At 65.1% G+C, this 25,056-nt stretch carries 20 protein-coding genes; 3 read left to right on the forward strand and 17 right to left on the reverse strand.

Features of this window, described 5'->3' with window-relative positions; genetic code table 11:
- Window positions 1-11: 11 nt before the first annotated feature.
- On the forward strand, window positions 12-452 hold the full coding sequence (locus ABE960_RS04120) for a universal stress protein (RefSeq protein WP_349760975.1): 441 nt from the start codon (window positions 12-14) through the stop codon (window positions 450-452).
- 26 nt (window positions 453-478) lie between these two features.
- Here ABE960_RS04120 and ABE960_RS04125 read toward each other — a convergent pair whose 3' ends face one another.
- The 7 genes from ABE960_RS04125 to ABE960_RS04155 form a co-directional block, all read right to left on the reverse strand.
- Entirely contained in the window at window positions 479-1,600 is a 1,122-nt protein-coding gene (locus ABE960_RS04125; RefSeq protein ID WP_349760976.1) for an ABC transporter ATP-binding protein, read from the reverse strand.
- A 52-nt stretch (window positions 1,601-1,652) separates the two neighbouring features.
- Window positions 1,653-2,531, reverse strand: a complete 879-nt coding sequence (locus tag ABE960_RS04130; protein WP_349760977.1) for a carbohydrate ABC transporter permease — start codon at window positions 2,529-2,531, stop codon at window positions 1,653-1,655.
- Window positions 2,524-3,450, reverse strand: coding sequence for a carbohydrate ABC transporter permease (locus ABE960_RS04135; RefSeq protein WP_349760978.1), 927 nt, complete (start codon window positions 3,448-3,450; stop codon window positions 2,524-2,526). The genes ABE960_RS04130 and ABE960_RS04135 overlap by 8 nt, the downstream gene beginning before the upstream one ends.
- Before the next feature lie 61 nt (window positions 3,451-3,511).
- Window positions 3,512-4,792: an ABC transporter substrate-binding protein gene (locus tag ABE960_RS04140; protein WP_349760979.1), complete on the reverse strand. Its 1,281-nt coding sequence runs from the start codon at window positions 4,790-4,792 to the stop codon at window positions 3,512-3,514.
- A 114-nt stretch (window positions 4,793-4,906) separates the two neighbouring features.
- Window positions 4,907-6,310 carry an ATP-binding protein gene (locus ABE960_RS04145; RefSeq protein WP_349761386.1) on the reverse strand — a complete coding sequence of 468 codons (1,404 nt, stop codon included), beginning with the start codon at window positions 6,308-6,310 and terminating at the stop codon, window positions 4,907-4,909.
- A gap of 86 nt (window positions 6,311-6,396) precedes the next feature.
- Window positions 6,397-7,122: a response regulator gene (locus tag ABE960_RS04150; RefSeq protein WP_349760980.1), complete on the reverse strand. Its 726-nt coding sequence runs from the start codon at window positions 7,120-7,122 to the stop codon at window positions 6,397-6,399.
- On the reverse strand, window positions 7,119-7,928 hold the full coding sequence (locus tag ABE960_RS04155) for a Cof-type HAD-IIB family hydrolase (RefSeq protein ID WP_349760981.1): 810 nt from the start codon (window positions 7,926-7,928) through the stop codon (window positions 7,119-7,121). Before ABE960_RS04155 ends, ABE960_RS04150 begins: the two co-directional genes overlap by 4 nt.
- A gap of 191 nt (window positions 7,929-8,119) precedes the next feature.
- Between ABE960_RS04155 and ABE960_RS04160 the strand changes: the two genes are divergently transcribed.
- Window positions 8,120-10,060 (forward strand): exoribonuclease II, encoded by a 1,941-nt coding sequence (locus ABE960_RS04160; protein ID WP_349760982.1) that lies wholly within the window; start codon window positions 8,120-8,122, stop codon window positions 10,058-10,060.
- 66 nt (window positions 10,061-10,126) lie between these two features.
- Here the strand turns inward: ABE960_RS04160 and ABE960_RS04165 are convergent, their stop codons facing one another.
- The 10 genes from ABE960_RS04165 to sdhC all read right to left on the reverse strand — a co-directional run bounded on the left by ABE960_RS04165 (window position 10,127) and on the right by sdhC (window position 22,749).
- Window positions 10,127-11,014, reverse strand: a complete 888-nt coding sequence (locus ABE960_RS04165) for an urea carboxylase-associated family protein (protein WP_349760983.1) — start codon at window positions 11,012-11,014, stop codon at window positions 10,127-10,129.
- A 201-nt stretch (window positions 11,015-11,215) separates the two neighbouring features.
- Entirely contained in the window at window positions 11,216-12,088 is an 873-nt protein-coding gene (gene sucD / locus ABE960_RS04170; protein WP_349760984.1) for a succinate--CoA ligase subunit alpha, read from the reverse strand.
- Window positions 12,088-13,254 (reverse strand): ADP-forming succinate--CoA ligase subunit beta, encoded by a 1,167-nt coding sequence (gene sucC / locus ABE960_RS04175; protein WP_349760985.1) that lies wholly within the window; start codon window positions 13,252-13,254, stop codon window positions 12,088-12,090. The genes sucD and sucC overlap by 1 nt, the downstream gene beginning before the upstream one ends.
- 137 nt (window positions 13,255-13,391) lie before the next feature.
- Window positions 13,392-14,828, reverse strand: coding sequence for a dihydrolipoyl dehydrogenase (lpdA, locus tag ABE960_RS04180; RefSeq protein WP_349760986.1), 1,437 nt, complete (start codon window positions 14,826-14,828; stop codon window positions 13,392-13,394).
- Between the two features lie 49 nt (window positions 14,829-14,877).
- Window positions 14,878-16,440, reverse strand: coding sequence for a 2-oxoglutarate dehydrogenase complex dihydrolipoyllysine-residue succinyltransferase (gene odhB, locus ABE960_RS04185; RefSeq protein WP_349760987.1), 1,563 nt, complete (start codon window positions 16,438-16,440; stop codon window positions 14,878-14,880).
- Between the two features lie 40 nt (window positions 16,441-16,480).
- The gene (locus ABE960_RS04190) at window positions 16,481-19,309 is read right to left on the reverse strand and encodes a 2-oxoglutarate dehydrogenase E1 component (protein WP_349760988.1); all 2,829 of its coding nucleotides are present in this window, start codon (window positions 19,307-19,309) and stop codon (window positions 16,481-16,483) included.
- A gap of 222 nt (window positions 19,310-19,531) precedes the next feature.
- On the reverse strand, window positions 19,532-20,242 hold the full coding sequence (locus ABE960_RS04195) for a succinate dehydrogenase iron-sulfur subunit (RefSeq protein WP_349760989.1): 711 nt from the start codon (window positions 20,240-20,242) through the stop codon (window positions 19,532-19,534).
- Window positions 20,243-20,254: 12 nt separating this feature from the next.
- A complete protein-coding gene (gene sdhA, locus ABE960_RS04200; RefSeq protein ID WP_349760990.1) occupies window positions 20,255-22,027 on the reverse strand; it encodes a succinate dehydrogenase flavoprotein subunit in 1,773 nt (590 codons plus the stop codon).
- Between the two features lie 3 nt (window positions 22,028-22,030).
- Window positions 22,031-22,378 (reverse strand): succinate dehydrogenase, hydrophobic membrane anchor protein, encoded by a 348-nt coding sequence (gene sdhD, locus ABE960_RS04205; RefSeq protein ID WP_349760991.1) that lies wholly within the window; start codon window positions 22,376-22,378, stop codon window positions 22,031-22,033.
- The gene (sdhC, locus tag ABE960_RS04210) at window positions 22,372-22,749 is read right to left on the reverse strand and encodes a succinate dehydrogenase, cytochrome b556 subunit (protein ID WP_349760992.1); all 378 of its coding nucleotides are present in this window, start codon (window positions 22,747-22,749) and stop codon (window positions 22,372-22,374) included. Before sdhC ends, sdhD begins: the two co-directional genes overlap by 7 nt.
- Before the next feature lie 444 nt (window positions 22,750-23,193).
- Between sdhC and gltA the strand changes: the two genes are divergently transcribed.
- Window positions 23,194-24,480, forward strand: coding sequence for a citrate synthase (gltA, locus tag ABE960_RS04215; RefSeq protein ID WP_349760993.1), 1,287 nt, complete (start codon window positions 23,194-23,196; stop codon window positions 24,478-24,480).
- The last annotated feature ends 576 nt before the right edge of the window (window positions 24,481-25,056 follow it).

Consider the following 25,056-nt stretch of genomic DNA (forward strand, 5'->3'; position numbering starts at 1 on the left):
GGACCTCCATCATGTTCCGATCCATCCTGGTACCCGTCGACGGTTCCGAGCACGCAAAGAAGGCCCTGAGCGTGGCCTGCCAACTGGCCCGCCAGGAGGGATCTTCCCTGGTCCTGCTGCATATTCCCGAGATGCTCGCCCATGAGGCCACCCTGGTCTGGGGCATCGGTGCCATCGCCATCGAGGCCTCCCAGGAACAGCGCGACTCGGCCGGCCGTCAGGTCATGGACCGAGCCGCCGAGTCCGCCCGCGACCAGGGGGCTCCCCACATCGAGACGATGATCGCCCAGGGCGACCCGGCGCGCACCATCCTCGACGAGGCAGCACGCCGTGGCGTCGATGCCATCGTGATGGGTAGCCGGGGCCTGGGCGACCTCAAGGGACTGGTGGTCGGCAGTGTCTCCCACAAGATCAGTCACGCCGCCGACTGCACCGTGATCACCGTGCACTGAGCGCCGCCCCGGGCGCGACGACAGGCTCAGGCGAGCCGTTGCTGGCTCTCGGCATCGAAGAGCACGGCGCGGCCCATATCGACCCGCAGTGACAATCGCTCGCCGGGTGTCACCTCGCACTTCGGCCCGACCCGGGCCGTGACCTCACCTTCCCCCAGGGGAAGGCGCAGCAGGATGTCGGCGCCGGTAGGCTCAACCACACTGACCTGCGCCTCCAGGAGGGTGCCCTCGGCCTGTTCGCTCAGGCGAACGTCCTCTTCGCTGAAGTGCTCGGGCCGCAGCCCCAGGATCACCGATCGCCCCACCTGGCCGGCCATGGCTGGCGTTTCGCGGGAGGCCGGCCAGGGCAACACCAGCGCCTCCTCGTTCGAGGTCTCGATGCGCACGAGATAATCGCCAGCCTGCCCCTCCAGGGTCGTGGTGATGAAGTTCATCGAGGGTGAACCCATGAAGCCGGCCACGAAGATGTCGACGGGGTCATTGTAGACCTCGTCCGGCGTGCCCAGCTGCAGGATATGGCCATCGCGCATCACCGCAATACGGTCGGCCAGGGTCATGGCCTCGATCTGATCGTGGGTGACGTAGACGATGGTGGTGCCCAGGCGCTGGTGGAGCTTCTTGATCTCGGTGCGCATGTCCACGCGCAGCTTGGCATCCAGGTTGGAGAGCGGCTCGTCGAAGAGGTAGACCGCGGGTTCCCGGGCCAGGGCCCGACCCATGGCCACCCGCTGGCGCTGGCCCCCGGAAAGCTGCGAGGGCTTGCGGTCGAGCAGGGCCGTGATCTGCAACAGGTCGGCCACCCGCTCGACCGCCGCATCGCGTTCGTCCTTGGGCACCTTGCGCATCTCCAGGCCGAAGCAGATGTTCTGGCGCACCGTCATGCTCGGGTAGAGCGCATAGGACTGGAAGACCATGGCGATGTCGCGCTCCGCCGGGGTGAGCCAGGTGACGTCCCGGTCGGCGATAAGGATCTGGCCATCGGTGACAGGCTCCAGGCCGGCGATGGCGTTCATCAGAGTCGACTTTCCGCACCCCGAGGGGCCGACCAGGATCAGGAACTCGCCGGACTCGATGGCCAGGCTGACATCCTTGAGGACGCGTTCGTTACCGAAGTCCTTGCGGACCTCATGAATCTCGAGAGCTGACATGAGTGCTTACCTTTTATTTTTCATTGACCGTCTGGGCGGGGACGCACCCTGCTCACCCCTTGACGGACCCCGCGGTGAGTCCGCGCACGAAGTACTTGCCGGCCAGCACGTAGACCACCAGGGTCGGCAGTGCCGCGATCATGGCGGCGGCCATGTCGACGTTGTACTCGCGCACCCCCGTCGAGGTATTGACCAGATTGTTGAGGGCCACCGTCACCGGCTGGGTGTCATGGGCCGAGAAGGCCACCCCGAACAGGAAATCGTTCCATATCTGCGTGAACTGCCAGATCACCGAGACCACGATGATCGGCGCCGAGACGGGCAGCAGGATGCGCCAGAAGATGCGGAAGAAGCCCGCGCCATCCAGCTTGGCCGCCGACACCAGTTCGGTGGGTATCGCGACATAGAAGTTGCGGAAGAACAGGGTGGTGAAGGCGATGCCGAAGATCACGTGGACCAGGATCAGTCCCGCCCGAGAGCTTGAGAGTCCCAACCAGCCCAGCGTCTGGGCCATGGGCAGCAGCACCACCTGGAAGGGAATGAAGCAGCCGAACAGCATCAGCGCGAAGAGCAGCTCCGAACCCTTGAAGCGCCACTTGGTCAGGGCATAGCCATTGAGCGCGCCGACCACGGTGGAGATCAGCACCGCCGGGATCACGATGGCGAAGGAGTTCCAGAAGTACCCGCCCACGCCCTCGCAGCGCATGCCGGTGCAGGCCTCGCCCCACGCCTTGGCCCAGGGGGCCAGGGTCGGCGATTGCGGCAGCGCCAGCAGGCTTCCGGCGCTGATCTCGTCGAGGGGCTTCACCGAGGTGATCAGCATCACCGCCAGCGGCAGCAGATAGAAGAGTGCGGCCAGCAGCAGCACGGCATAGAGCGCCAGGCGCGCCACCCGCGCCCCGGGCGTACGACGTCGAATCACGTTATCCATGCTTGCGGCTCCTCAGCTCCGAGTAGAGATAGGGAATCAGGATCGCCAGCACGCCGCCCAGCATCAGCATGGCACTCGCCGAGCCCAGGCCGACCTGCGCCCGGGTGAAGGCGTGGGTATACATGAAGGTCGCCGGCAGGTCGGAGGCATAGCCGGGGCCTCCGCCTGTCAGGGCGACCACCAGGTCGAAGCTCTTGATGGCGATGTGGGCGAGGATCATCACCGCACTGAACATCACCGGCCTCAGGCAGGGGATCACCACCCGCCAGTAGATGCGCGGCAGGCTGCCCCCGTCGAGCTGTGCCGCCTTGATGATGCTGTCGTCGATGCCACGCAGCCCCGCCAGGAACAGCGCCATGACGAAGCCGGAGGCCTGCCACACGGCGGCGATCACCAGGGTGTAGACCGCCATGTCGGGATCAATCAGCCAGTCGAAGGTGAAGGACTCGAAGCCCCAGCTTCGTACCATGGCTTGGAGACCGAGCCCGGGGTTGAGCAGCCACTTCCAGACCACGCCGGTCACGATGAAGGAGAGCGCCATGGGGTAGAGATAGACCGTGCGCAGGGTACCCTCCCGGCGGATTCGCTGGTCGAGCAGGATGGCCAGGAAGGCCCCCAGCACCAGGCAGATCGCCACGAAGAGGCCGCCGAAGATCACCAGGTTGGTCGAGGCGACCCACCAGCGCTCGTTGTCCATCAGCCGGCCGTACTGCGCGAAACCGATGAAGTCGTAGCTCGGCAGCATGCGTGAGCTGGTCAGGGAGAGGATGAAGGTCCACAGCATGAAGCCGTAGACGAAGAACAGCGAGATGGCGACAGAGGGCGCCAGCACCAGGCGTGGCAGCCAGTCCTGCAGGCGGCCGGACGACGAGCGCCGACTCGCCCGCCCGTCCCGTCGCAAGGAGGTCGAGAGTGTCATGGGAGCAATCCTCGTGGATGAACACGGGCGCCGCCGCAGCGGCGCCCTGGGCCTGCGGATCCTAGTAGGCAGCCTGGGCCGTGTTGACCATGCGCTCGGCGGCCTCGGCGGCCTCCATGTCACTGTCGTTGAAGTAGTTGGTGACGACATCGAAGATGGCGCCCTGGACGGCGGCTCTCACGGCCATGCCATGGGCCATGCTGGGCACCAGCCCGCCCTCGTCGGCGGTACGCTGGAAGTCGGCCAGCGACTGCTGCGCACAGATGTCGAACTCGCTCATGTCGAGGTCAGGACGCGCCGGGATCGACCCCTTGGCCATGTTGAAGGCCTTCTGGAAGGTGGGTTCCAGCACCAGTCGAGCCAGGTCTTGCTGGGCCTCGCGCTCGCCTTCGTCGCTGACCCGGAACATCGCCAGGCTGTCGATGTTGAAGGTGAAGGCGTCTGCCGTACCGGGGGCCGGTGCGCACAGATAGTCCTCGCCGGCGGTGAGGCCCGCGGCGGTGAACTCGCCCTTGGCCCAGTCGCCCATCAACTGCATGGCCGCATCGCCCTCGATGACCATGGAGGTAGCGATGTTCCAGTCGCGGCCCGACATGTCGTCGTCCATCAGCTCACGCAGGCGCTTGAAGGTCGAGAGCGCCTCGATCATCTGCTCGCCGCCGAGGGCCTCGGGGTCCAGGTCGACCAGGGCGCTGCGGTAGAAGTCGGTGCCGCCGGTGGCCAGCACCATGTCCTCGAAGAGGGTGGCGTCCTGCCAGGCCTGGCCGCCATGGGCCAGCGGGATGTAGCCCGCCTCGCGCAATGGCTCGGCGGCCGCGAACAGCTCGTCGAGGGTGGAGGGCATCTCGATCCCCGCATCGTCGAGCACCTCGGGGTTGGCCCACAGCCAGTTGACGCGGTGGACATTGACCGGCACGGCCACGTAATGGCCGTCGTGCCGCATGACCTCGGCCACGGTCTCGGGCAGCAGCGTCTCCCACTGCTGGGCCTCGGCCACACCGTCAAGGTCGCCCAGCAGGCCGAGCTCGCCCCACTCCTGGATCTCCGGCCCCTTGATCTGCGCCGCTGAGGGCGGGTTGCCGGACATGGCACGGGATTTCAGCACGGTCATGGCGGTCTCGCCGCCGCCGCCGGCCACCGCGAAGTCTTCCCAGGTGTGCCCCTCGGCCTCCATCAGTTCCTTGAGCACGTTGGCCGCCCGGGCTTCGCCGCCGGAGGTCCACCAGTGCAGGACCTCGACATCGCCCGCCTGGGCGCTGCCAAGAGTCAGGGAGGCCGCCAGGCCGGTGGCCAGGGCGAGCGCGGTCTTGCGGGGTGCGTGGAGTCGCTTGGATGAGTGCATGACGTGGATTCCTCGTATCGTATTGTTATGGTCCCCCGGCGCACCGGGACACCCATACGCTACGCCAGTCATCGCGAGAAGAGGCGTTACCGAGTCCTGCAAAGTGTTCGCCCTTTATTGCAGGTCGGTAACATTGGCCTGGCGAGGCAGCGTCAAGGTCACCAGCAAGCCGCCTCCGGGCGCATTGGCGAGCACGATGTCGCCGCCGTGGGCCCTCACGATATGCCGCGCGATGCCGAGACCCAGGCCGCTGCCGCCGGTATGCCGACTGCGCGAGGGCTCCAGGCGCACGAAGGGCGAGAAGACCCGCTCGCGCTGCGCCTCGGGAATGCCGGGGCCCTGATCGCGGATCGTCACGACCAGCCGGTCCGGACCATCCTCGAGGCGCACCTCGGCGCATTGCCCGTAGAACAGCGCGTTCTCCAGAAGGTTCGCCAGGCAGCGCTTGAGCGCCAGCGGCTTGGCGGCGATGGGCACCGCCGCCCCCTCGATGACCACCTCGCCGCCATGCAGCCGCAGCTCGGCCGCCAGGTCCTCCAGCAGGGTGTCGAGCTCGACCATGACGACCTGTTCCTGGAGATCCAGCCCCTTGACCGAGGCAAGCGCCCCCTTGACCAGTACATCCAGTTCGTCGAGGGAGGCGCAGAACCGCTCCCGCTGGCCGGGGTCATCGAGCATCTCGGCGCGCAGCCGCAGCCGGGTGATCGGGGTCTTGAGATCGTGGGAGATCGCCGAGAAGAGCCGCTCACGCTCCTCCACCTGCTCCCGAATGCGTCGCTGCATGCGGTTGAAGGCCACCGCCGTCGACACCACCTCGCGGGGCCCAGTCTCGCGCAGGGGCGGGGCATCGAGGTCATCGCCCAACTGGCGGGCGGCCCGCGAGAGCCGCGACAGCGGCCGCGTCATGCTGCGGATGCCCAGCAGCGACAGTCCCAGCACGGTCAACAGCACCATCAGCGCGGCCAGCAGGCGCTCCCCGGATAGCCAGGTGCGCTCGAACACATCGGCGATCGGCAGGATGGTGGCCAGGTAGAGCCAGGTCCCGGGCTCGAGCTCGAGCTGCGCGACCAGGATCGGCGGCGAGAGGGGCTCCATCATCAGGCTGTGCTGCCCCCAGCGCGGAGGAAGGTCCTTGAGCAGCACCTCGTTGTTGAAGACGCGCAGGGTCTCGGGCCGGGAGAACTCCACCAGCACCTCATCGATGTTGAGCTGCTCGGTGAGGACGCGACGAAAGGTATCCACCACCAGGGTCTTCTCCGGCCCGTCGCCGATGTCGGCCACATCGAGGCGCTTCTCGTTGACGCTGACGAAGAAGCGGCTGCCTCCCATGTTGCGCAACTGGTCGAGGACGATATGTCGATACTCCCTCGGCAGTGAACGGAAGAACTGCATGGTCGACGCCACGCTGAAGGCGACATTGCTCGACAGCTCGTCGAGCTGGGCCAGGCGGCTGTCGCGCACCTGGGAGGTCCAGATCACATAGCTGGCCAGCTGCGCGGCCAGCACCCCGGCCACCATGATCAGCACGAATCGCCCCCGCAGGGTGCCCGGCAGGCCTCGCGCCAGACGCCGGCGCAGCCGCCGCCACGGGCCATCCGCCGCCGTCACGGCAGGACCTCGACTCGTGCGGTGAGCACATAGCCCGCCCCACGGACCGTGCGGATCAACTGCGAGTGCTGGGCATCCTCGCCGAGCCGCTGTCGCAGGCGACACACATGCACGTCGATGGAGCGGTCCAGGGGCGGCGCCGGTCGCCCGCGGGTCAGCTCGAAGAGGTCGTCACGGGAGAGCACCTGCTCGGGTCGATCGAGAAACACCTGCAGCAACTGGAAGTCCGCGCCGGACAGCGGGATGTGCTGGCCCTCGATATCGACCAGCTCGCGGGTCATGCGATCCAGTCGCCAGTCTCCGAACGCCACCAGCCGGGCCTCGGCCGGACTCGCCGGCTCCTGGTGGCCCCGGGCACGGCGCAGCACGGCCTTGATCCTGGCCAGCAATTCGCGGGGATTGAAGGGCTTTCCCAGGTAGTCATCAGCGCCCAGCTCGAGCCCCAGGATGCGATCGGTCTCGTCGGCGCTGGCGGTCAACATGATGATCGGCACGTCGCTGTGGCGACGCAGGTCCCGGCAGATGGTGAAGCCATCGTCGCCGGGCATCATGAGGTCCACGACCAGCAGGTCCGGCGTCTCGACCTCCAGGAGCCGGTACAGGGCCTCGGCATCCTCGGCCATCAGGGCACGCATGCCGTGGCGTCCGAGGTAGTCGGCCAGCAGCTCGCGGATCTCGGGGTCATCATCGACCACGATCAGGGTGGCAGGCGTCGTGGTCATGGTCGGCTCTCCATCCCGAAGCGTTCACGCAGCCGTTCGGCCACGGCCTGACGATCATGATGGCCGATGCCCTCGGCCTCGGGCACCCGGCCGGCCAGGGATGGATGGGCATTGGCCATCACGTGGGCCTCTCCGGCCAGGGTCAGCATCTCGGTGTCGTTGAGGTTGTCGCCGAAGGCCAGGCAGTCTTCGCGACCGAGCCCCAGGGTTTCGAGCAGCGTGGCAAGCGCGGTGCCCTTGTTCACCCCCCCGGCCATGATCTCAAGTGAGGTATCCATCGACCAGGTCAGGTGCAACCGCTCGCCATGGCGGGCACGGATCGTCGTCTCCAGACGCCTGACCTCGCTCGGCTCACCGATGTAGAGCACCTTGCCGACGCCCTCACCGTGGCGCTCGGCGGGATCGGCGACCCGATAGCCGAAGCCGGTGTGGGCATGCAGCGCCAGGAGCCCGGGCGCCTCCGCATCGATCAGCCACTCATCGTCATGGTAGAGGTTGAGGCGTACCTCGGGATGGCGAGGCAGGGCGATCAGTTCCCGGGCCAGGGAGGCGTCCAGGTGACGCGCGGCGACCAGGCGATCCTCGGTATCGTGGAGATAGGCACCGTTGGTGCTGATCACGTGCACCGGCACCCCGAGCCGCTCCCGGAAGCGCTGCATGTCCCGGAAGTGGCGACCCGAGGCGAAGGCCAGGTGGTGGCCTCGCCCCGCCAGCGCACGCAGTGTCTCGATGGTGGCCGGGTGAAGGTCATGGTCGGCCCCGAGCAGGGTGCCGTCGAGGTCGGAGACGATCAGTCGTGGGGTCATGGAGCCTTCCGCGGGTCGTGAAGTCTCAAGGCTACCGGAGCCCCCCGCGCCTGTCTTCCCTGCCGATGCTCCGCCGATTGCCATGCCCCCCAACGCAACCGACTGATTCCCCGTGGTGGCGCCGTGCGGCGTTTGGCGCCGGAGTCGCGAATCCGTATAGTGGCCCCCTTACTCGCCAACCGATCGAGACCATGCTGCAGAACAATTCGGCGCTAGCTCAGCTCAAGCAACAGATACGAAACAACACCCCTCGCGTAGAGGGCGTGATCAAGGCCACCGACAGGGGTTTCGGCTTCCTCGAGACCGACGACGGTGACTCCTATTTCGTGCCGCCCCCCGCCATGAAGCAGGTCCTGCATGGCGACCGCGTCGGGGCCATCCTCCACGAGGAGGGTGACAAGAAGTCGGTCGAGCCCGACACCCTGATCGAGACCGGCATGTCGCGCTTCATCGCCCGTGTGCAGAAGCGCGATGGTCGGCTGGCGGTGGTCCCCGATCACCCCACGATGAACAACCCGCTGAAGGCGCGCATCAAGCGCAGCCTCGATGAGGCGAACATCGCCGACGGCGACTGGGTGGTGGCCCGCCTGGTGCGCCATCCCCTCAAGCCCGACGACCGCGCCTTCTTCACCCAGATCGACGAGCTGGTGGCCAAGACCGACGACCCCGCGGTGCCATGGCGCGTGACCCTCGCCCGCCACGCCCTGGAGCAGGACTGCCCGGATGCCGGCGACGACTGGCCGCTGCGCGACGAGGGCCTCACCCGGGAGGACCTGACCGCCGAGCCCTTCTTCACCATCGACGGCGAGAAGACCCGTGACATGGATGACGCCCTGCGCATCCGCACCCGCGAGGACGGCGGCTGGTCGCTGACCGTGGCCATTGCCGACCCCACCGCCTATGTGGAAGAGGGCCATGTCGCCGACCTGGAGGCGCGCACCCGTGCCTTCACCGTCTACCTGCCGGGCCAGAACGTCACCATGCTGCCCGAGCAGCTGGCCGACGATCTCTGCTCACTGTGGCAGGATCAGGACCGGCCGGTGCTGGCCTGCACCCTGGAGGTCGGCGCCGACGGCAGCCTGGGTGACTACCGCTTCTTCGCCGCCACCGCGCGCTCCCATGCCAAGCTTGCCTACGACCGAGTCTCCGACTGGTGCGAAGGCCAGGGCGACTGGGCGCCGGCCGAGGCGATCGGTGAACAGCTCAAGGCCCTGGAAGCCATGACCGAGGCGCGCAGCGCCTGGCGCGAGGCTCACGCGCTGGTGTTCAAGGGCCGCCCCGACTTCGTCTTCGACCTGGACGAGGCCGGCAACGTGCTGGGCATCCGCACCGAGCATCGGCGCATCGCCAACCGGATGATCGAGGAATCGATGATCGCGGCCAATGCCTGCTGCGCACACATGCTCGCCGAGCATGTCGGCCACGGCATCTTCAACGTGCACCGTGCCTTCGAGCCCGAGAAGGCCGAGGCCGCCCAGGAGTTCCTGGCCGACCAGAACATCCAGGTAGAGCGCGAGCAGCTGACCGATCTGTCCCGCTACACGGAGCTCAAGCGCGAGCTCGAGGGCCGCGATGACGCCTGGCTCGACGCCCGCCTGCGCCGCTTCCAGGGCTTCACCAGCATGTCGGCCCAGCCCGGCCCGCACTTCGGCCTGGGCCTTTCCGCCTACGCCACCTGGACCTCGCCGATCCGCAAGTACGGCGACATGGTCAATCACCGCCTGATCAAGCGGGTGCTCAAGGGCGAGCAGGCCCCGGCAGAGGCCAGCCAAGCGCTCACCGAGCAGCTCACCGAGCGCCGCCGGCTGAACCGCTTGGCCGAACGCGACGTCAAGGACTGGCTCTATGTGCGCTACCTGACACCCGCCGCCGAGGCCCAGGAGACCTTCGAGGCCGAGATCATCGCCATCAACCGCGGCGGCATGCGGGTTCGCCTGACCGCTAACGGCGCCACCGCCTTCATCCCGGCCCCGCTGATGCACAGCGACCGCAAGAAGGTGGCGATCGACGACAAGGACGGGCGTATCCACATCGAGGATGAGGAGCGCTTCAAGCTCGGCGACGTCATCCGCGTGGCGCTGACCGAGGCCCGCGAGGAGACCCGCTCGCTGGTCGGTCGCCCCGCCGACTGAGGCATCTGGTTCGCGCCGCCATCACCCCCGCCCCGGCCTCGTGCCGGGGCGCGGTCGTTCAGGGCCTCATGCCGACCCGAATCGCCTGCGTTTCTCCGCCGTCCAGTCGATGGCGGGGCCGCGCAGCCCATGCCCACCCTGGTAGGGGGCATACCCCGGCGGCTGCCAGCCCTCGAGCAGCGGCGGGTCGAGACGGTACACCTCCACACCGATGGGGTGGCAGGTCGCCAGGGGGTCCCGGGCATTCGGGCCCCACAGGTCCACCGACAGATCGCCCCCGGGGCAGCAGGAGAGCGCACACAGCAGATCGATCTCGGCGAACAGCTCCAGGTAATCGCCCTCCCGTGTCGGACTGGCTTTCATGAAGTACTGGTCATCATCGTTGAGGCCCGTGCACTGGAAGACATTGAGGACATCGTGGACATCGAACTCGGTGAGCCCGAAGGGCGCCACCGCCCGCACCAGGTTGGAGTGGCAGTGGTGGTCGAAATCCTCGCCGGTGAGCAGACGGTTGACGTAGGGGTCGCAACGGGTACCCAGGAGGTCATGGACACGCCCACCCTCCTCGTCCACGCCACTGCCATCGACGCCATAGCCGGCCAGGGTGTCGTCGATGATCGTCGCCATGGGCCGCAGGTAGGGTAGCGTCGACCACAGGCGATCGAAGGTCGAGACATGAGCTCGCTGCAGCTGACGGGTGCGCGAGGCCCAGAAGCGCTCACGGGGGTTGTGCAGGCTCCACAGGTTCAGATCACCGACCTGAGGGCCTTCCAACGTCGACAGCCGCAGCACATGGCCGGCGGGGACCCGCCAGGCCAGGCCCTCCCGGATCGGCACTGTGAGCGCCTCGACCCGAGTGCGACCCCCCGTGCCGGTCAGACGCGCATAGAAGTCTCGATCGAGGTCGAGGATCGAGCCCCGGGTGGCTTGGTAGGCAGCGGGAACCCTGGCCATGGCAACATCTCCTGAGTAAAGAGGACCATGTCAGCCTAGCGAATATCCCCTCGGCCGATATCAACGCGAGCCGATCTCAACGCGTGCCGTTCCCCGTGACCAGCGGGTGATGATAAGCGATGAAGGGAAGACAGCTAGACGATGGGCCAACAAAAAGGGCACCCGAAGGTGCCCTTTTCCGATGCTTGAGGGACGCGCGGCTTACCAGCCGGTGGCGGCCTTCAGGGCATCGCCGATCTCGGCCAGGGAGCGCACGGTCTTGACGCCCGCGGCTTCCAGGGCGGCGAACTTCTCGTCCGCGGTACCCTTGCCGCCGGCGATGATCGCACCGGCGTGGCCCATGCGCTTGCCAGGAGGGGCGGTGACGCCGGCGATGTAGGAGACCACCGGCTTGGAGACGTTGGCCTTGATGTAGGCCGCGGCCTCTTCCTCGGCGGTGCCGCCGATCTCGCCGATCATCACGATCGCCTCGGTCGCCGGATCCTTCTCGAACTGCTCGAGGATGTCGATGAAGTTCGAACCCGGGATCGGGTCGCCGCCGATGCCCACGCAGGTGGACTGGCCGAAGCCATGATCGGTGGTCTGCTTGACGGCTTCGTAGGTCAGGGTGCCGGAACGCGACACGATACCGACCTTGCCGGGCTTGTGGATGTGGCCCGGCATGATGCCGATCTTGCACTCGCCCGGGGTGATCACGCCGGGGCAGTTCGGGCCGATCAGGCGCACGCCCAGCTCATCGCACTTCACCTTGACGTCGAGCATGTCCAGGGTCGGGATGCCCTCGGTGATGCACACGATCAGCTTGATGCCGGCGTTGGCGGCTTCCAGGATGGAATCCTTGCAGAACGGGGCCGGCACGTAGATCACGCTGGCCTCTGCACCGGTGGCAGCCACGGCTTCCTTGACGGTGTTGAACACCGGCAGGCCCAGGTGCTCCTGGCCGCCCTTGCCCGGGGTCACGCCGCCGACCATCTGGGTGCCGTAGGCGATCGCCTGCTCGGAGTGGAAGGTCCCCTGTCCGCCGGTGAAGCCCTGGCAGATGACCTTGGTGTTCTTGTCGATCAGGATGCTCATTACTTGCCCTCCGCTGCCTTGACGACCTGCTGAGCCGCATCGGTCAGGCTGGTAGCAGCGATGATGTTCAGACCACTGGACGCCAGCTTCTCGGCACCCAGCTCGGCGTTGTTACCTTCCAGGCGCACCACCACCGGCACGTTGACACCGACCTGCTCGACGGCACCGATGATGCCCTCGGCGATCATGTCGCAACGCACGATGCCGCCGAAGATGTTGACCAGCACGGCCTTCACGGAATCGTCGGAGAGGATGAGCTTGAAGGCCTCGGCCACGCGTTCCTTGGTGGCACCGCCGCCCACGTCGAGGAAGTTGGCCGGCTGGCCGCCGTTGAGCTTGATGATGTCCATGGTACCCATGGCCAGGCCGGCGCCGTTGACCATGCAGCCGATGTTGCCTTCCAGGGCCACGTAGTTCAGCTCCCAGGCGGCCGCCTCGGCCTCGCGCTCGTCTTCCTGGGACGGGTCGCGCATCGCCTGCAGGTCCGGGTGGCGATAGAGGGCGTTGCCGTCCAGGCCGATCTTGGCGTCGAGGCAGTGGAGGTTACCCTCGTCGGTGACCACCAGCGGGTTGATCTCGAGCAGCGCCAGATCCTTGTCGTGGAACAGCTTGGACAGGCCCAGGAATATCTTGGTGAACTGCTTCACCTGAGCGCCCTCGAGGCCCAGGGCGAAGGCCAGCTCACGCGCCTGGTAGGGCTGAGCGCCGACCAGCGGGTCGACCTCGGCCTTGAGGATCTTCTCGGGGGTCTCTTCCGCGACCTTCTCGATCTCGACGCCGCCCTCGGTGGAGGCCATGAAGACCACGCGACGAGTGCCACGATCGACCACGGCGCCCAGATAGAGCTCGTTGGCGATGTCGGTGCAGGTCTCGACCAGGATCTTGGTGACCGGCTGACCGTTCTCGTCGGTCTGGAAGGTCACCAGGTTCTTGCCCAGCCAGGATTCGGCGAAGGTCTTGGCCTCCTCCGGGTCCTTGATCAGCTTGACGCCACCGGCCTTTCCGCGGCCACCAGCGTGAACCTGGGCCTTGACCACCCACTTGTCGCCACCGATCTTCTTGCAGGCCTCGGCGGCCTCCTCGGGGGTGTCAACGGCGAAGCCCTTGGATACCGGCAGCCCATAATCGGCAAACAGCTGCTTGCTCTGATACTCGTGAAGGTTCATCGATTCATGCCATTGGTTGCATGTGACTCGAACGATGACACGGCTCGCCGCCTCCGGGCAGCGGACGCCATGTCACCACCGTTCGCCTCCGATACATGGCCGGAAGCGATGCGCCACCTCGGCGGCGCTTGTTGTCCTTACTTCTTCTTGCGGTTGGCCATGTGAATGGCATGGCCCTCGACGGCGAGCGCCGCCTCGTGCACCGCTTCCGACATGGTCGGATGCGCGTAGCAGGTCAGCGCCAGGTCCTCGGCACTGGAACCGAATTCCAGGGCAATCACGCCCTGGGCGATCATCTCGCCGGCATGCTGGCCGACGATGTGCATGCCCAGCACCCGGTCCGTCTCGGCGTCGGCGATGATGCGTGCCATGCCCTCGGTCGCGTTGTTGGCCATGGCGCGGCCGCTGGCGGCGAACGGGAAGGCGCCGATCTTGACCGCTATGCCGGCCGCCTTGGCGTCCTGCTCGGTCATGCCCACCCAGGCCACTTCCGGGAAGGTGTAGATGACGTTAGGGATGGCATCGTAGTTCATCTCGGCCTTGTGACCGGCGATGATGTCCGCAACCATGATGCCTTCCTCGGAGGCCTTGTGCGCCAGCATCGGGCCGCGCACGCAGTCGCCGATGGCATAGACGCTCGGCACGCTGGTACGACAATGGTCATCGACGTGGATGAAGCCGCGCTCGTCGGTCTGGATGCCCACCCCATCGGCGATAACGCCCTTGGTGTAGGGCTTGCGACCGACACAGACGATCAGCTTGTCGAAGGTGATCTCCTGCTCGCCGTCGGGATCGGTGTACTTGACGACCACTTCCTTGCCCTTGACCTCGGAACCGGTGACCCGGGCATTGAGCTTGATGTCCAGGCCCTGCTTCTTGAGCAGCTTCTGGGTCTCCTTGGCGACGGCCCCATCGACCATCGGCAGGAAGCTGTCCATGGCCTCGAGCACGGTCACCTCGGAGCCCAGGCGGTTCCACACGCTGCCGAGCTCCAGGCCGATGACACCGGCGCCGATCACGCCCAGGCGCTTCGGCGTCTCCTGGAATTCCAGGGCGCCGGTGGAATCGACTACCAGGCCTTCCTCCAGCGGGGTCGGCGGGATCTCCACCGGCACCGAACCGGCGGCGACGACGATGCTGTCGGCGTCATAGGTGGTCGCCTTGCCGTCCTGATCGGTGACCTCGACCTGCTTGGCGGAGGTCACCTTGCCGGTGCCCTCGATCGCGGTGACGCCATTGGCCTTGAACAGACCGGAGATGCCGCCGGTCAGGTTCTTCACGATCTTGTCCTTGCGGGCAATCATCTTCTTGACGTCCATGGTGACGTCGCCGGCCTGGATGCCCATGTCATCGAAGTCGTGCTTGGCCTCGACGAACTTGTGGGAGGCCTCGAGCAGTGCCTTGGACGGGATGCAGCCCACGTTGAGGCAGGTGCCGCCGTGCACGACCTTGCCTTCCTTGCCGATCCACTTCTCGACGCAGGCAGTCTTCAGCCCCATCTGGGCGGCACGGATGGCGGCGACGTAGCCGCCGGGGCCCGCACCGATCACGATCACATCAAACTTGTCAGCCATGTTGGCTCCTTAGTGTCTTGTCGCTGAAGTACGTTGTGGGTCCCGCGGATCAGATGTCCAGCAGCAGGCGCGACGGGTCCTCGAGCAGTTCCTTCATGGTCACCAGGAAGCGCACCGCATCCTTGCCGTCGATCATGCGGTGATCATAGGAGACCGCCAGATACATCATCGGACGGATCTCGACCTTGCCGTTCACCGCCATGGGACGCTCCTGAATCTTGTGCATGCCCAGGATCGCGGTCTGCGGCGGGTTGATGATCGGCGTGGACATCAGAGAGCCGAAAATGCCGCCGTTGGTGATGGTGAAGGTACCGCCCTGCATCTCGTCGATGCCGAGCTTGCCGTCACGGGCCCGCTTGCCGAAATCGACGATGCCCTTCTCGACGTCGGCGATCTTCATGCTGTCGGTGTCACGCAACACCGGAACCACCAGGCCGCGGTCGGTGGAGACCGCCACGCCGATGTCCTGGTAGCCGTGGTAGACGATGTCGGTGCCGTCGATGGAGGCATTGACGTCCGGGAAGCGCTTGAGGGCCTCGGAGGCGGCCTTGACGAAGAAGCCCATGAAGCCGAGCTTGACGTCGTGCGCCTTCAGGAAGGAGTCCTTGTACTGGGAGCGCAGGTCCATCACCGCGCCCATGTCCACCTCGTTGTAGGTGGTCAGCATGGCGGCGGTCTGCTGAGCCTGGACCAGGCGCTTCGCGATGGTCTGGCGCAGACGGCTCATCGGCACCCGCTTCTCGGGGCGTTCGCCTTCCACGACCGGGGCAGCTGCGGCGGCGGCCTGGGCACCACCGGTGGGCTTACCCCCCTTCTTGGCGCTGCCTTCCGTCACGGCGCGCTGCACGTCCTCCTTGAGGACCCGGCCACCCTTGCCGGTGCCCTCGATCTTGCTGACATCGAGGTCATGCTCGGCGACCAGCTTGCGCGCTGCCGGCGCGAGGATCTTGTCGCCGACCTGCTCGTCGCTGGCACCGTCATCGGCGGAGGCCGCCGGCTTCTGATCGGCACTGGTCGCCGGCGCGGACTCGCCACCGGCACCCTCGGCGAAGGTGGCCAGGACCTGCTCGGAGGTCACCTGACTGCCCTCCTCGGCCTTGATCTCGGAGAGGGCACCATCCGCCGGCGCCACGACCTCGAGGACCACCTTGTCGGTCTCGATCTCGGCCAGCACCTCGTCACGCTTGGCGGCCTCGCCAACCTTCTTGTTCCAGCTGGCCACGGTGCCTTCCTGGATGGACTCGGGGAAGGACGGCGCCTTGACCTCATGAACCTTGCCACCGGCGGCCGGCTTGGCCTCTTTCTGCTTGTCGGCCTGCTCATCGGCCTGCTTATCGGCCGTCTTCTCGGCCTTCTCGCCGCCGCCCTTGGCCGCACCCGCACCGATGCGCCCCAGCAACTGCTCGGACTGCACGGTGTCGCCCTCTTCCACCAGCACCTCGCTGAGGGTGCCCGCCTCGGGCGCCACGACCTCGAGGACCACCTTGTCGGTCTCGATCTCGACGATCAGCTCATCACGCTCGACGCTGTCGCCGGGCTTCTTGTGCCAGGCCGCCACGCTGCCCTCGGCAACGGATTCCGGAAAGGTGGGTGCCTTGATATCGCTAGCCATGTCGTTTCCCTTGTATGTTCTCTCGTCCAGGTGGGCCGCCTCAAAGATTGAAGGCGTCTTCCACCAGCTGGCGCTGCTGTTCGGTGTGCACGGACATGTAGCCCGCCGCGGGCGCGGCCGATGCCGGGCGGCCGGCAAACTTGAGCTTGCCGCCCAGGCCGTCACTCAGCGAGTCGGCCACGGCCCGCATGTGGTGCTGGCTCGAGTACCAGGCGCCCTGGTTGAGCGGCTCCTCCTGGCACCAGACCACGTCCTCGACGTTGGAATAGTCCTTGATGGCATTGAAGAGCTCCTCCTTGGGGAAGGGATAGAGCTGCTCGATACGCAGAATAGCCACGTCGTCGCGGGCATTTTCCTCTCGCCAGTTGGCCAGGTCGTAATAGACCTTGCCGGCACACAGCACGATGCGCTCGACCTTCTTCGCCTCGAGCTTGCCCTGGTCGGGCAGGACCATCTGAAAGCTTCCCTCGGCCAGTTCCTCGAGGCTCGAGGTCGCCAACTTGTGACGCAGCAGGCTCTTGGGCGACATGACCACCAGCGGCTTGCGCAGCGGCCGGATCACCTGGCGCCGCAGCAGATGGAAGATCTGCGCCGGCGTGGTCGGCACGCAGACCTGCATGTTCTGCTCGGCGCACATCTGCAGGAAGCGCTCCAGGCGCGCCGAGGAGTGCTCGGGTCCCTGCCCCTCATAGCCGTGTGGCAGCAGCATGGTCAGGCCGCAGAGACGCTCCCACTTGGTCTCGCCGGAGGAGATGAACTGATCCACCACCACCTGGGCACCGTTGAAGAAGTCCCCGAACTGGGCTTCCCAGATCACCAGGTGGTTGGGCGCCGTGGTGGAGTACCCATACTCGAACGCCAGCACCGCTTCCTCCGAGAGGAAGGAATCGTGGATGGTGAAGCGCGGCTGGCCGTCGGCCATGTGCTGCAGCGGCACATAGGAGCTGCCGTCCTTCTGGTTGTGCACCACCGCATGGCGGTGGGAGAAGGTGCCGCGGCCCACATCCTGGCCGGTGAGGCGCACCGGGTGGCCCTGGTCGAGCAGCGTGGCATAGGCAAGGGTCTCGGCGAAGCCCCAGTTGATGGCCATGCCACCGGCCTGCATCTTGCGGCGATCATCGTAGATCTTCGACACCTGGCGCTGAACGGTCACGCCATCGGGAATCTCGCACATCTTGCCGGCGAGGCGCTGCAGACGCTTCATCTCGACACGGGTGTCGACATGGCCGGTCCATTCGTGGCCCAGATACGGGGTCCAGTCGACGAACAGCGACTTGTTGGGCTTCTGCACCAGGGCGTTGGCCACATGGTTGCCGGCCAGCAGATCGTCCCGGTACTTCTCCATCATGGCCTTGGCGTCGTCGTCGGAGAGCAGTCCCTCCTTGACCAGACGCTCGACATAGCGGGTCCGCGAGGACGGGTGATCCTTGATCTTGCTGTACATCATCGGCTGGGTGCCGGAAGGCTCGTCCGCCTCGTTGTGGCCACGGCGGCGGTAGCAGACCAGGTCGATGACCACATCGCGCTTGAACTGCTGGCGGTAGTCCAGCGCCACCTGGGTGGCATGCAGCACGGCATCGGGATCGTCACCGTTGACGTGGAAGATCGGGGCCTGAACCATCTTGGCGATGTCGGTGCAGTACTCGGTGGAGCGCGAGTCTTCCGGGTGCGAGGTGGTGAAGCCCACCTGGTTGTTGATGACGATGTGCAGCGTGCCGCCGGTGCAATAGGCACGGGTCTGGGACATCTGGAAGGTCTCCATGACCACGCCCTGGCCGGCGAAGGCGGCGTCACCATGGACGTTGATCGGCAGCACCTTGTCGCCGACCGGGTCATTGCGGCGATCCTGGCGGGCACGCACCGAGCCCTCGACCACGGGAGCGACGATCTCCAGATGAGAGGGGTTGAACGACAGCGCCAGGTGTACCTCGCCGCCCGGAGTCATGACGTTGGAGCTGAAACCCTGGTGATACTTCACGTCACCGGAGCCCCGCTCCACCACCTTCTTGCCATCGAACTCGTCGATCAGCTCGGAGGGATTCTTGCCGAGGATGTTGACCAGCATGTTGAGGCGCCCGCGGTGGGCCATGCCGATCACCACTTCCTTGGTGCCATAGCTGCCGGCACGCTGGATCAGCTCGTCCATCATCGGGATGAAGCCCTCGCCGCCCTCGAGGCCGAAACGCTTGGTACCCGGAAACTTGGAAGCCAGGTAGCTCTCCAGGCCCTCGGCGGCCGACAGGCGCTCGAGCACGTGAAGGCGCACGTTGGGGCTGAACTTGGGTGCACTGCGCACCGATTCGAAACGTTGCTGCAGCCAGCGCTTCTCCTCAGTATCGACGATATGCATGACCTCGCAGCCGATGGAGCGACAGTAGGTCTGCTCCAGCGCGCTGACGATCTCCTTCAGCGGCGCCTTGTCGACGCCCATGAAGAAGGAGCCGGTCTGGAACTCGGTGTCGAGATCGGCCTTCGAGAGCTGATGAAAGGAGAGGTCGAGGTCGGGAACCGGGGTGGGACTGCGCAGGCCGAGCGGGTCGATGTCTGCCTTCTGGTGTCCGCGGAAGCGGTAGGCATTGATCAGCTGAAGTACCTTGACCTGCTTCTTTCCCTCGCCGCTGTCGGCCGCGGCATGGGCGGTACGACGCTGCTGTCCCAGCTGATAGAACTGGTCCCGGACCGGAGCAAGAGGAACGTCGTGGGTGGCCCCGCCCTCGTGTCGCGGCAACTGGTCGAAGTACTGGCGCCATTCGTCGGGAACGGCGGCGGGATCATCGAGGTACTGCTCGTAGAGCGCTTCCACATAGTGGGCATTGCCGCCACTCACATGGGAGGAGCGCCACATCAACTCCATTATGCCTTCTTGCATCTCTTGGTCACCCTGCACTGATGGGGTGGTATCGGCGCCGACACGACTCGACCGTATCGACATCGCTGATGCCCTGCCGGAGGAAGAGCATCCTGAATTCCATGGTCAAGAGCCGGTGCACAGGGCACCGGCTCTTCACATCATGCTCCGCACCGGACTCGGCCGCGGTGCCTTGCCGCGGCCCGAGAGCGATACACATGATAACAAGCTGGGCGCCACGATTTAAGTGGCATCGGCCAGCAGCATCTCACGGATCTTGCCGATCGCCCGCGTCGGGTTCAGCCCCTTGGGGCAGACCGCGACGCAGTTCATGATGCCCCGGCAACGGAACACGGAGAATGGATCTTCCAGTTCCGCCAGGCGCTCATGGGTGGCGGTGTCACGGGAATCCGCGAGGAACCGGTAGGCCTGCAGCAGGCCGGCCGGACCGACGAACTTGTCCGGATTCCACCAGAACGACGGGCAGGAGGTCGAGCAGCAGGCGCACAGGATGCACTCGTAGAGGCCGTCGAGCTTGTCGCGCTCTTCCGGCGACTGCAGGCGCTCGATGGCCGGCGACGGCTCGTCGTTCTGCAGGTACGGCTGGATGCGCTCGTACTGCTTGTAGAACAGCCCCATGTCGACCACCAGGTCACGGATGACCGGCAGGCCGGGAAGCGGGCGCAGCGTCAGCTTGTTGCCCTTGACCACCTCGGAGAGCGGAGTGATGCAGGCCAGGCCGTTCTTGCCGTTCATGTTCATGCCGTCGGATCCGCACACGCCCTCGCGGCAGCTGCGGCGATAGGCCAGGCCGTTGTCCTGCTCCTTGGCCAGGTGCAGGACATCGAGCACCATCAGGTCGCGACCCTGGGTGTCGACCTGAAACTCCTGCATGAAGGGTGCGGAGTCGGTTTCCGGGTTGTAGCGGTACAGGGATACCTGAAGCTTGGACATCGTGACTCCCCCTTAGTAGGTACGGACTTTCGGCTCGAACATGTCGACGGTCTTGGGTGCGAAGTTCACATCGCGCTGGCCCAGACGCTTCTCGGTCGGGAAATACAGCGAGTGCTTCAGCCAGTTGACGTCGTCGCGATCGGGATAGTCGTAGCGGGAATGGGCGCCACGGCTCTCCTTGCGCTCCAGGGCCGCGATGGCGGTGGCCTCGGCCACTTCCATCAGATTGTCCAGTTCCAGCGCCTCGACACGCGCGGTGTTGAAGGTATTGGACTTGTCCGGCAGGTAGGCATTGTCGATGCGGGCACGCAGTTCCTCCAGGCGCTTGACGCCCTCGAGCATGTTCTTCTCTTCACGGAACACGCCGAAGGAAGTCTGCATGATGTCCTGCAGCTCGCGCTTGAGCTCGGGGACGGTCTCGCCGCTCTCGGACTCGTTCCAGCGGGTGATGCGCTTCATGGCCGATTCGATGTCGGACTCGGAGGCATCCAGGTAGTCGATGCCCTCGTTGAGTGCGCCCTCGATGAACATGCCGGCCGCACGGCCGAAGACCACCAGGTCCAGCAGCGAGTTGCCGCCCAGGCGGTTGGCACCGTGGACCGACACGCAGGCCGCCTCGCCACAGGCGAACAGGCCGTTGACGATGTGATCCTTGCCGTCCGCATCCTGCATGATCGCCTGACCGTGCACGTTGGTCGGGATCCCGCCCATCATGTAGTGGCAGGTCGGCACCACCGGGATCGGCTCATTGGCCGGATCCACGTGGGCGAAGGTCTTGGACAGCTCGACGATGCCGGGCAGGCGCTTGCCGAGGACGTCCTCGCCAAGGTGGTCGAGCTTGAGGAAGACGTGATCGCCCTTCTCGCCGCAGCCACGACCCTCGAGGATCTCCATGACCATGGAGCGGGCGACCACGTCGCGACCGGCAAGGTCCTTGGCGTTGGGCGCGTAGCGCTCCATGAAGCGCTCGCCATCCTTGTTGATCAGGTAGCCTCCCTCGCCGCGACAGCCCTCGGTGACCAGGGTGCCGGCACCGTAGATCCCGGTGGGGTGGAACTGCCACATCTCCATGTCCTGCATCGGGAAGCCGGCACGCAGTGCCATGCCGATGCCGTCGCCGGTATTGATCAGGGCATTGGTGGTGGAGGCGAAGATACGCCCCGCGCCGCCGGTGGCCATCACGGTGGCCTTGGACTTCACGTGCACCACTTCACCGGTCTCGATGTCCATGGCGATGCAGCCCACCACGTCACCGTCGGCGTTCTTGACCAGATCGACGGCATACCACTCATTGAGGAAGGTCGTGTTGTTCTTCAGGTTGTTCTGATAGAGCGTGTGCAGCAGGGCATGGCCGGTACGGTCGGCCGCGGCGCAGGTGCGAGCCGCCTGGCCGCCCTTGCCGAAATCCTTGGACTGGCCGCCGAACGGACGCTGGTAGATGCGGCCGTTGTCGAAACGGGAGAACGGCAGGCCCATGTGTTCGAGCTCGAACACCGCCTTGGGACCCTCGGAGCACATGTACTCGGAAGCGTCCTGGTCGGCGATGTAGTCACCGCCCTTGACGGTGTCGTACATGTGCCAGCGCCAGTCGTCGTCGGGGTCGGCGGAAGCGATGGCACAGGTGATGCCGCCCTGGGCGGACACGGTGTGAGAGCGGGTCGGGAAGACCTTGGACAGGACGGCGGTCTTCTTGCCGGACTTGGCCAGTTCCAGGGCGGCCCTCAGACCGGCACCGCCCCCACCGATGATGATGGCGTCGAAAGACAGGCTACGCATGTTGGACATGAATCAGGCTCCCCAAAGAACGGTGATGCCCCAGACCAGGAACACGAAGATGGCCAGGATGATGATGAACTGCACACCGATGCGAATACCGGTCGGCTTGAGATAGTCGGTGGTCACGGTCCACAGGCCGACCCAGGCATGGGCGGCCAGCGAGACGAAGGCCAGCAGCGAGAAGATGCGCATCCAGGTCTGGGCGAACAGCCCGCTCCAGGCCGCATAGTCGAGGCCGGAGTTGAACAGCAGGAAACCGACGATGAATAGTGTATAGAGCGCCAGAATGACGGCAGAGGCGCGCTGGATCAGCCAGTCAGAGAGACCGCTGCGCCCGAAGTTCGTGATGTTGGTTACCATACCCAGACTCCAGCAAGAATGATCAGGACCGCGCTCACCACCACGGTGATCTGCGCCTTCTTGACGCCACCCTCGAGGGTCACGCCGATATCCATGTCCATCAGCAGGTGCTTGATACCGGCCACGAAGTGAAACGCCAGGGCGGACAGCAGTCCCCAGGCGATCAGCTTGACCAGGAAGTTGTGGGCCAGAGCGTCACTCACCGCGGCGAAACCTGCCGGCGAGGACAGCGACGCGTCCAGCGCCCAGAAGGCGAAGATCAGGCCGATGAAGAGGATAACGCCGGTGATGCGATGAGCGATCGACGTCAGGGCGGGAAGGGGAAACTGTATCGTGGACAGGTCCAGATTTACGGGTCGTTTGCTATTCACGGCTCTACACACTCTCTTGGCCCGCTCAACGTCGTCCGGGGATGGCCGAGCGGGCGGTGGTTTCGGGAAGGGACACGATCGCGGCCGAGTTGGACACGGCCACCGGTTCCTGCCAGTAGCGCGCTGTGGATTATAGGGTCATCCCCCTTCCATGACAAATGGACACAACGCCTACTCGACCATGGTGGAAGGCCGATTTCTCGGCGCTGGCAGCACCCGGCCAGACATTCGAGGGGTTGAAGCGAGCGATAGTGCACGCCAATGGTGCATAGCACCATTTATTATACAAGACCTTTATTTAATAATTATTAATGTACAATCAAGGGCGTGCTATGGAGGAATTGACAATCTCGGGGACGCTTCTATAGTGGGCGAACCTTTTCGCCGGCGCCTGCAGCGAAAGACCCTATTATCGTCCCCCATGAACTCGAGAGGAGGCCAGTTATGGCTGACAGGAAAGCGACATTGACGGTAGACGGCCTGGACGACCCGATTGACCTGCCGATCTACTCCGGCACCTTGGGGCCCGACGTCATCGACGTCCGCGGCCTGGGCGCCAATGGCCTCTTCACCTATGACCCCGGCTTCATGGCCACCTCTTCCTGCCAGTCGGCGATCACCTACATCGACGGTGGAAAGGGCGTGTTGCTGCACCGCGGCTACCCGATCGACGAGCTGGCCAAGCACTCCGACTTCGTCGAGACCTGCTACCTGATGCTGTTCGGCGAACTACCCGACGATGCGCAGTACCAGGATTTCAAGTGGCGCGTGACCAACCACACCATGGTCCACGACCAGATCATCAACTTCTTCAAGGGCTTCCGCCGCGACGCCCACCCCATGTCGATCCTGTGCGGCGTGGTCGGTGGCCTGGCCGCCTTCTACCACGACCACATGGACACCGCGAAGCAGGAGGATCGCGAGATCAGCGCAATTCGCCTGATCGCCAAGATGCCGACCCTGGCGGCGATGTCGTACAAGTACAACATCGGCCAGCCCTTCAACTACCCCCGCAACGACCTGAACTATGCAGAGAACTTCCTCTACATGATGTTCAGTAACCCGTGCGAGGAGTACCGGATCAACCCGATCTTCGCCAAGGCCATGGACCGCATCTTCATGCTCCATGCCGACCATGAGCAGAACGCCTCCACCTCCACGGTGCGCCTGGCCGGCTCCACCGGAGCCAATCCCTTCGCCTGCATCAGCGCCGGCATCGCGGCCCTCTGGGGCCCGGCTCATGGTGGCGCCAACGAAGCCGTGCTGAACATGCTCGACGAGATCGGCGACGACTCCGAGGAGAACATCCAGCGCTTCGTCGACCGCGCCAAGGACAAGGATGACCCCTTCAAGCTGATGGGCTTCGGCCATCGGGTCTATCGCAACTTCGACCCGCGCGCCAAGGTCATGAAGGAGACCTGCGACGAGGTGCTGGCCGAGTTGGGAATGGCCGACGACCCGAAGCTCAAGATCGCCAAGCGCCTGGAGCAGATCGCCCTGGAGGACGAGTACTTCATCGAGCGCAAGCTCTACCCGAACGTCGACTTCTACTCGGGCATCATCCTCAAGGCCATGGGCATCCCGAAGAACATGTTCACCGTGATCTTCGCCGTGTCGCGCACCATCGGCTGGATCTCCCACTGGAACGAGATGCTCAGCGACAGCTACAAGATCGGTCGCCCTCGCCAGCTCTACATTGGTCACACCCAGCGGGATTACCCCACCAGCTGAATCGTGTAGCCGCGACACCATCGCAGCGACAGAAAGGCCGCCCCTCGGGGCGGCCTTTCGCGTTAGTCGCGGATGCCTAGAACCCTTGGCCCCAGGACCGGCGACGGGCCCGGCCACCAAGGGCCTCTCGTCGCCCGCGCCGGGGCTCGGCAACGCCGCGACACAGAAGTACTAGATATCTCATTTATTCAGATTGACTTTATACCCCGGATGACCTTTGGCGAGGGCGTCTCTCTTTTTCCACACATTCTGTGGATAAGCCTGTTCAAAACCTCTCGAAAACGCCGCAAAATCACCATGAGCAGCGGTGGCAGCTTAAATTGGTTATTTTTTGACCTATTTAAGTCATTGAAATTAAAGATATATATTTGAAAGCCAGCAACAACGGGGGTTTCCGCCGTGACTGTGCACAGGCCTTCCTCGCTAGGCTTGCACCGTGGACAAGTCAAGCTCATTTCACGCCGATATCGGCAAAAACATGACTCTCGTCAAGAAACGGAAATGACAACGACAGAAAAGGCCAGGCAAGCGGAAGATCCGGCTGGTCAGGAATAAGTATTAGGATAGGGAAGGAGG

This window comes from Halomonas aquatica (assembly GCF_040196335.1).
Classification (GTDB): domain Bacteria; phylum Pseudomonadota; class Gammaproteobacteria; order Pseudomonadales; family Halomonadaceae; genus Halomonas; species Halomonas aquatica.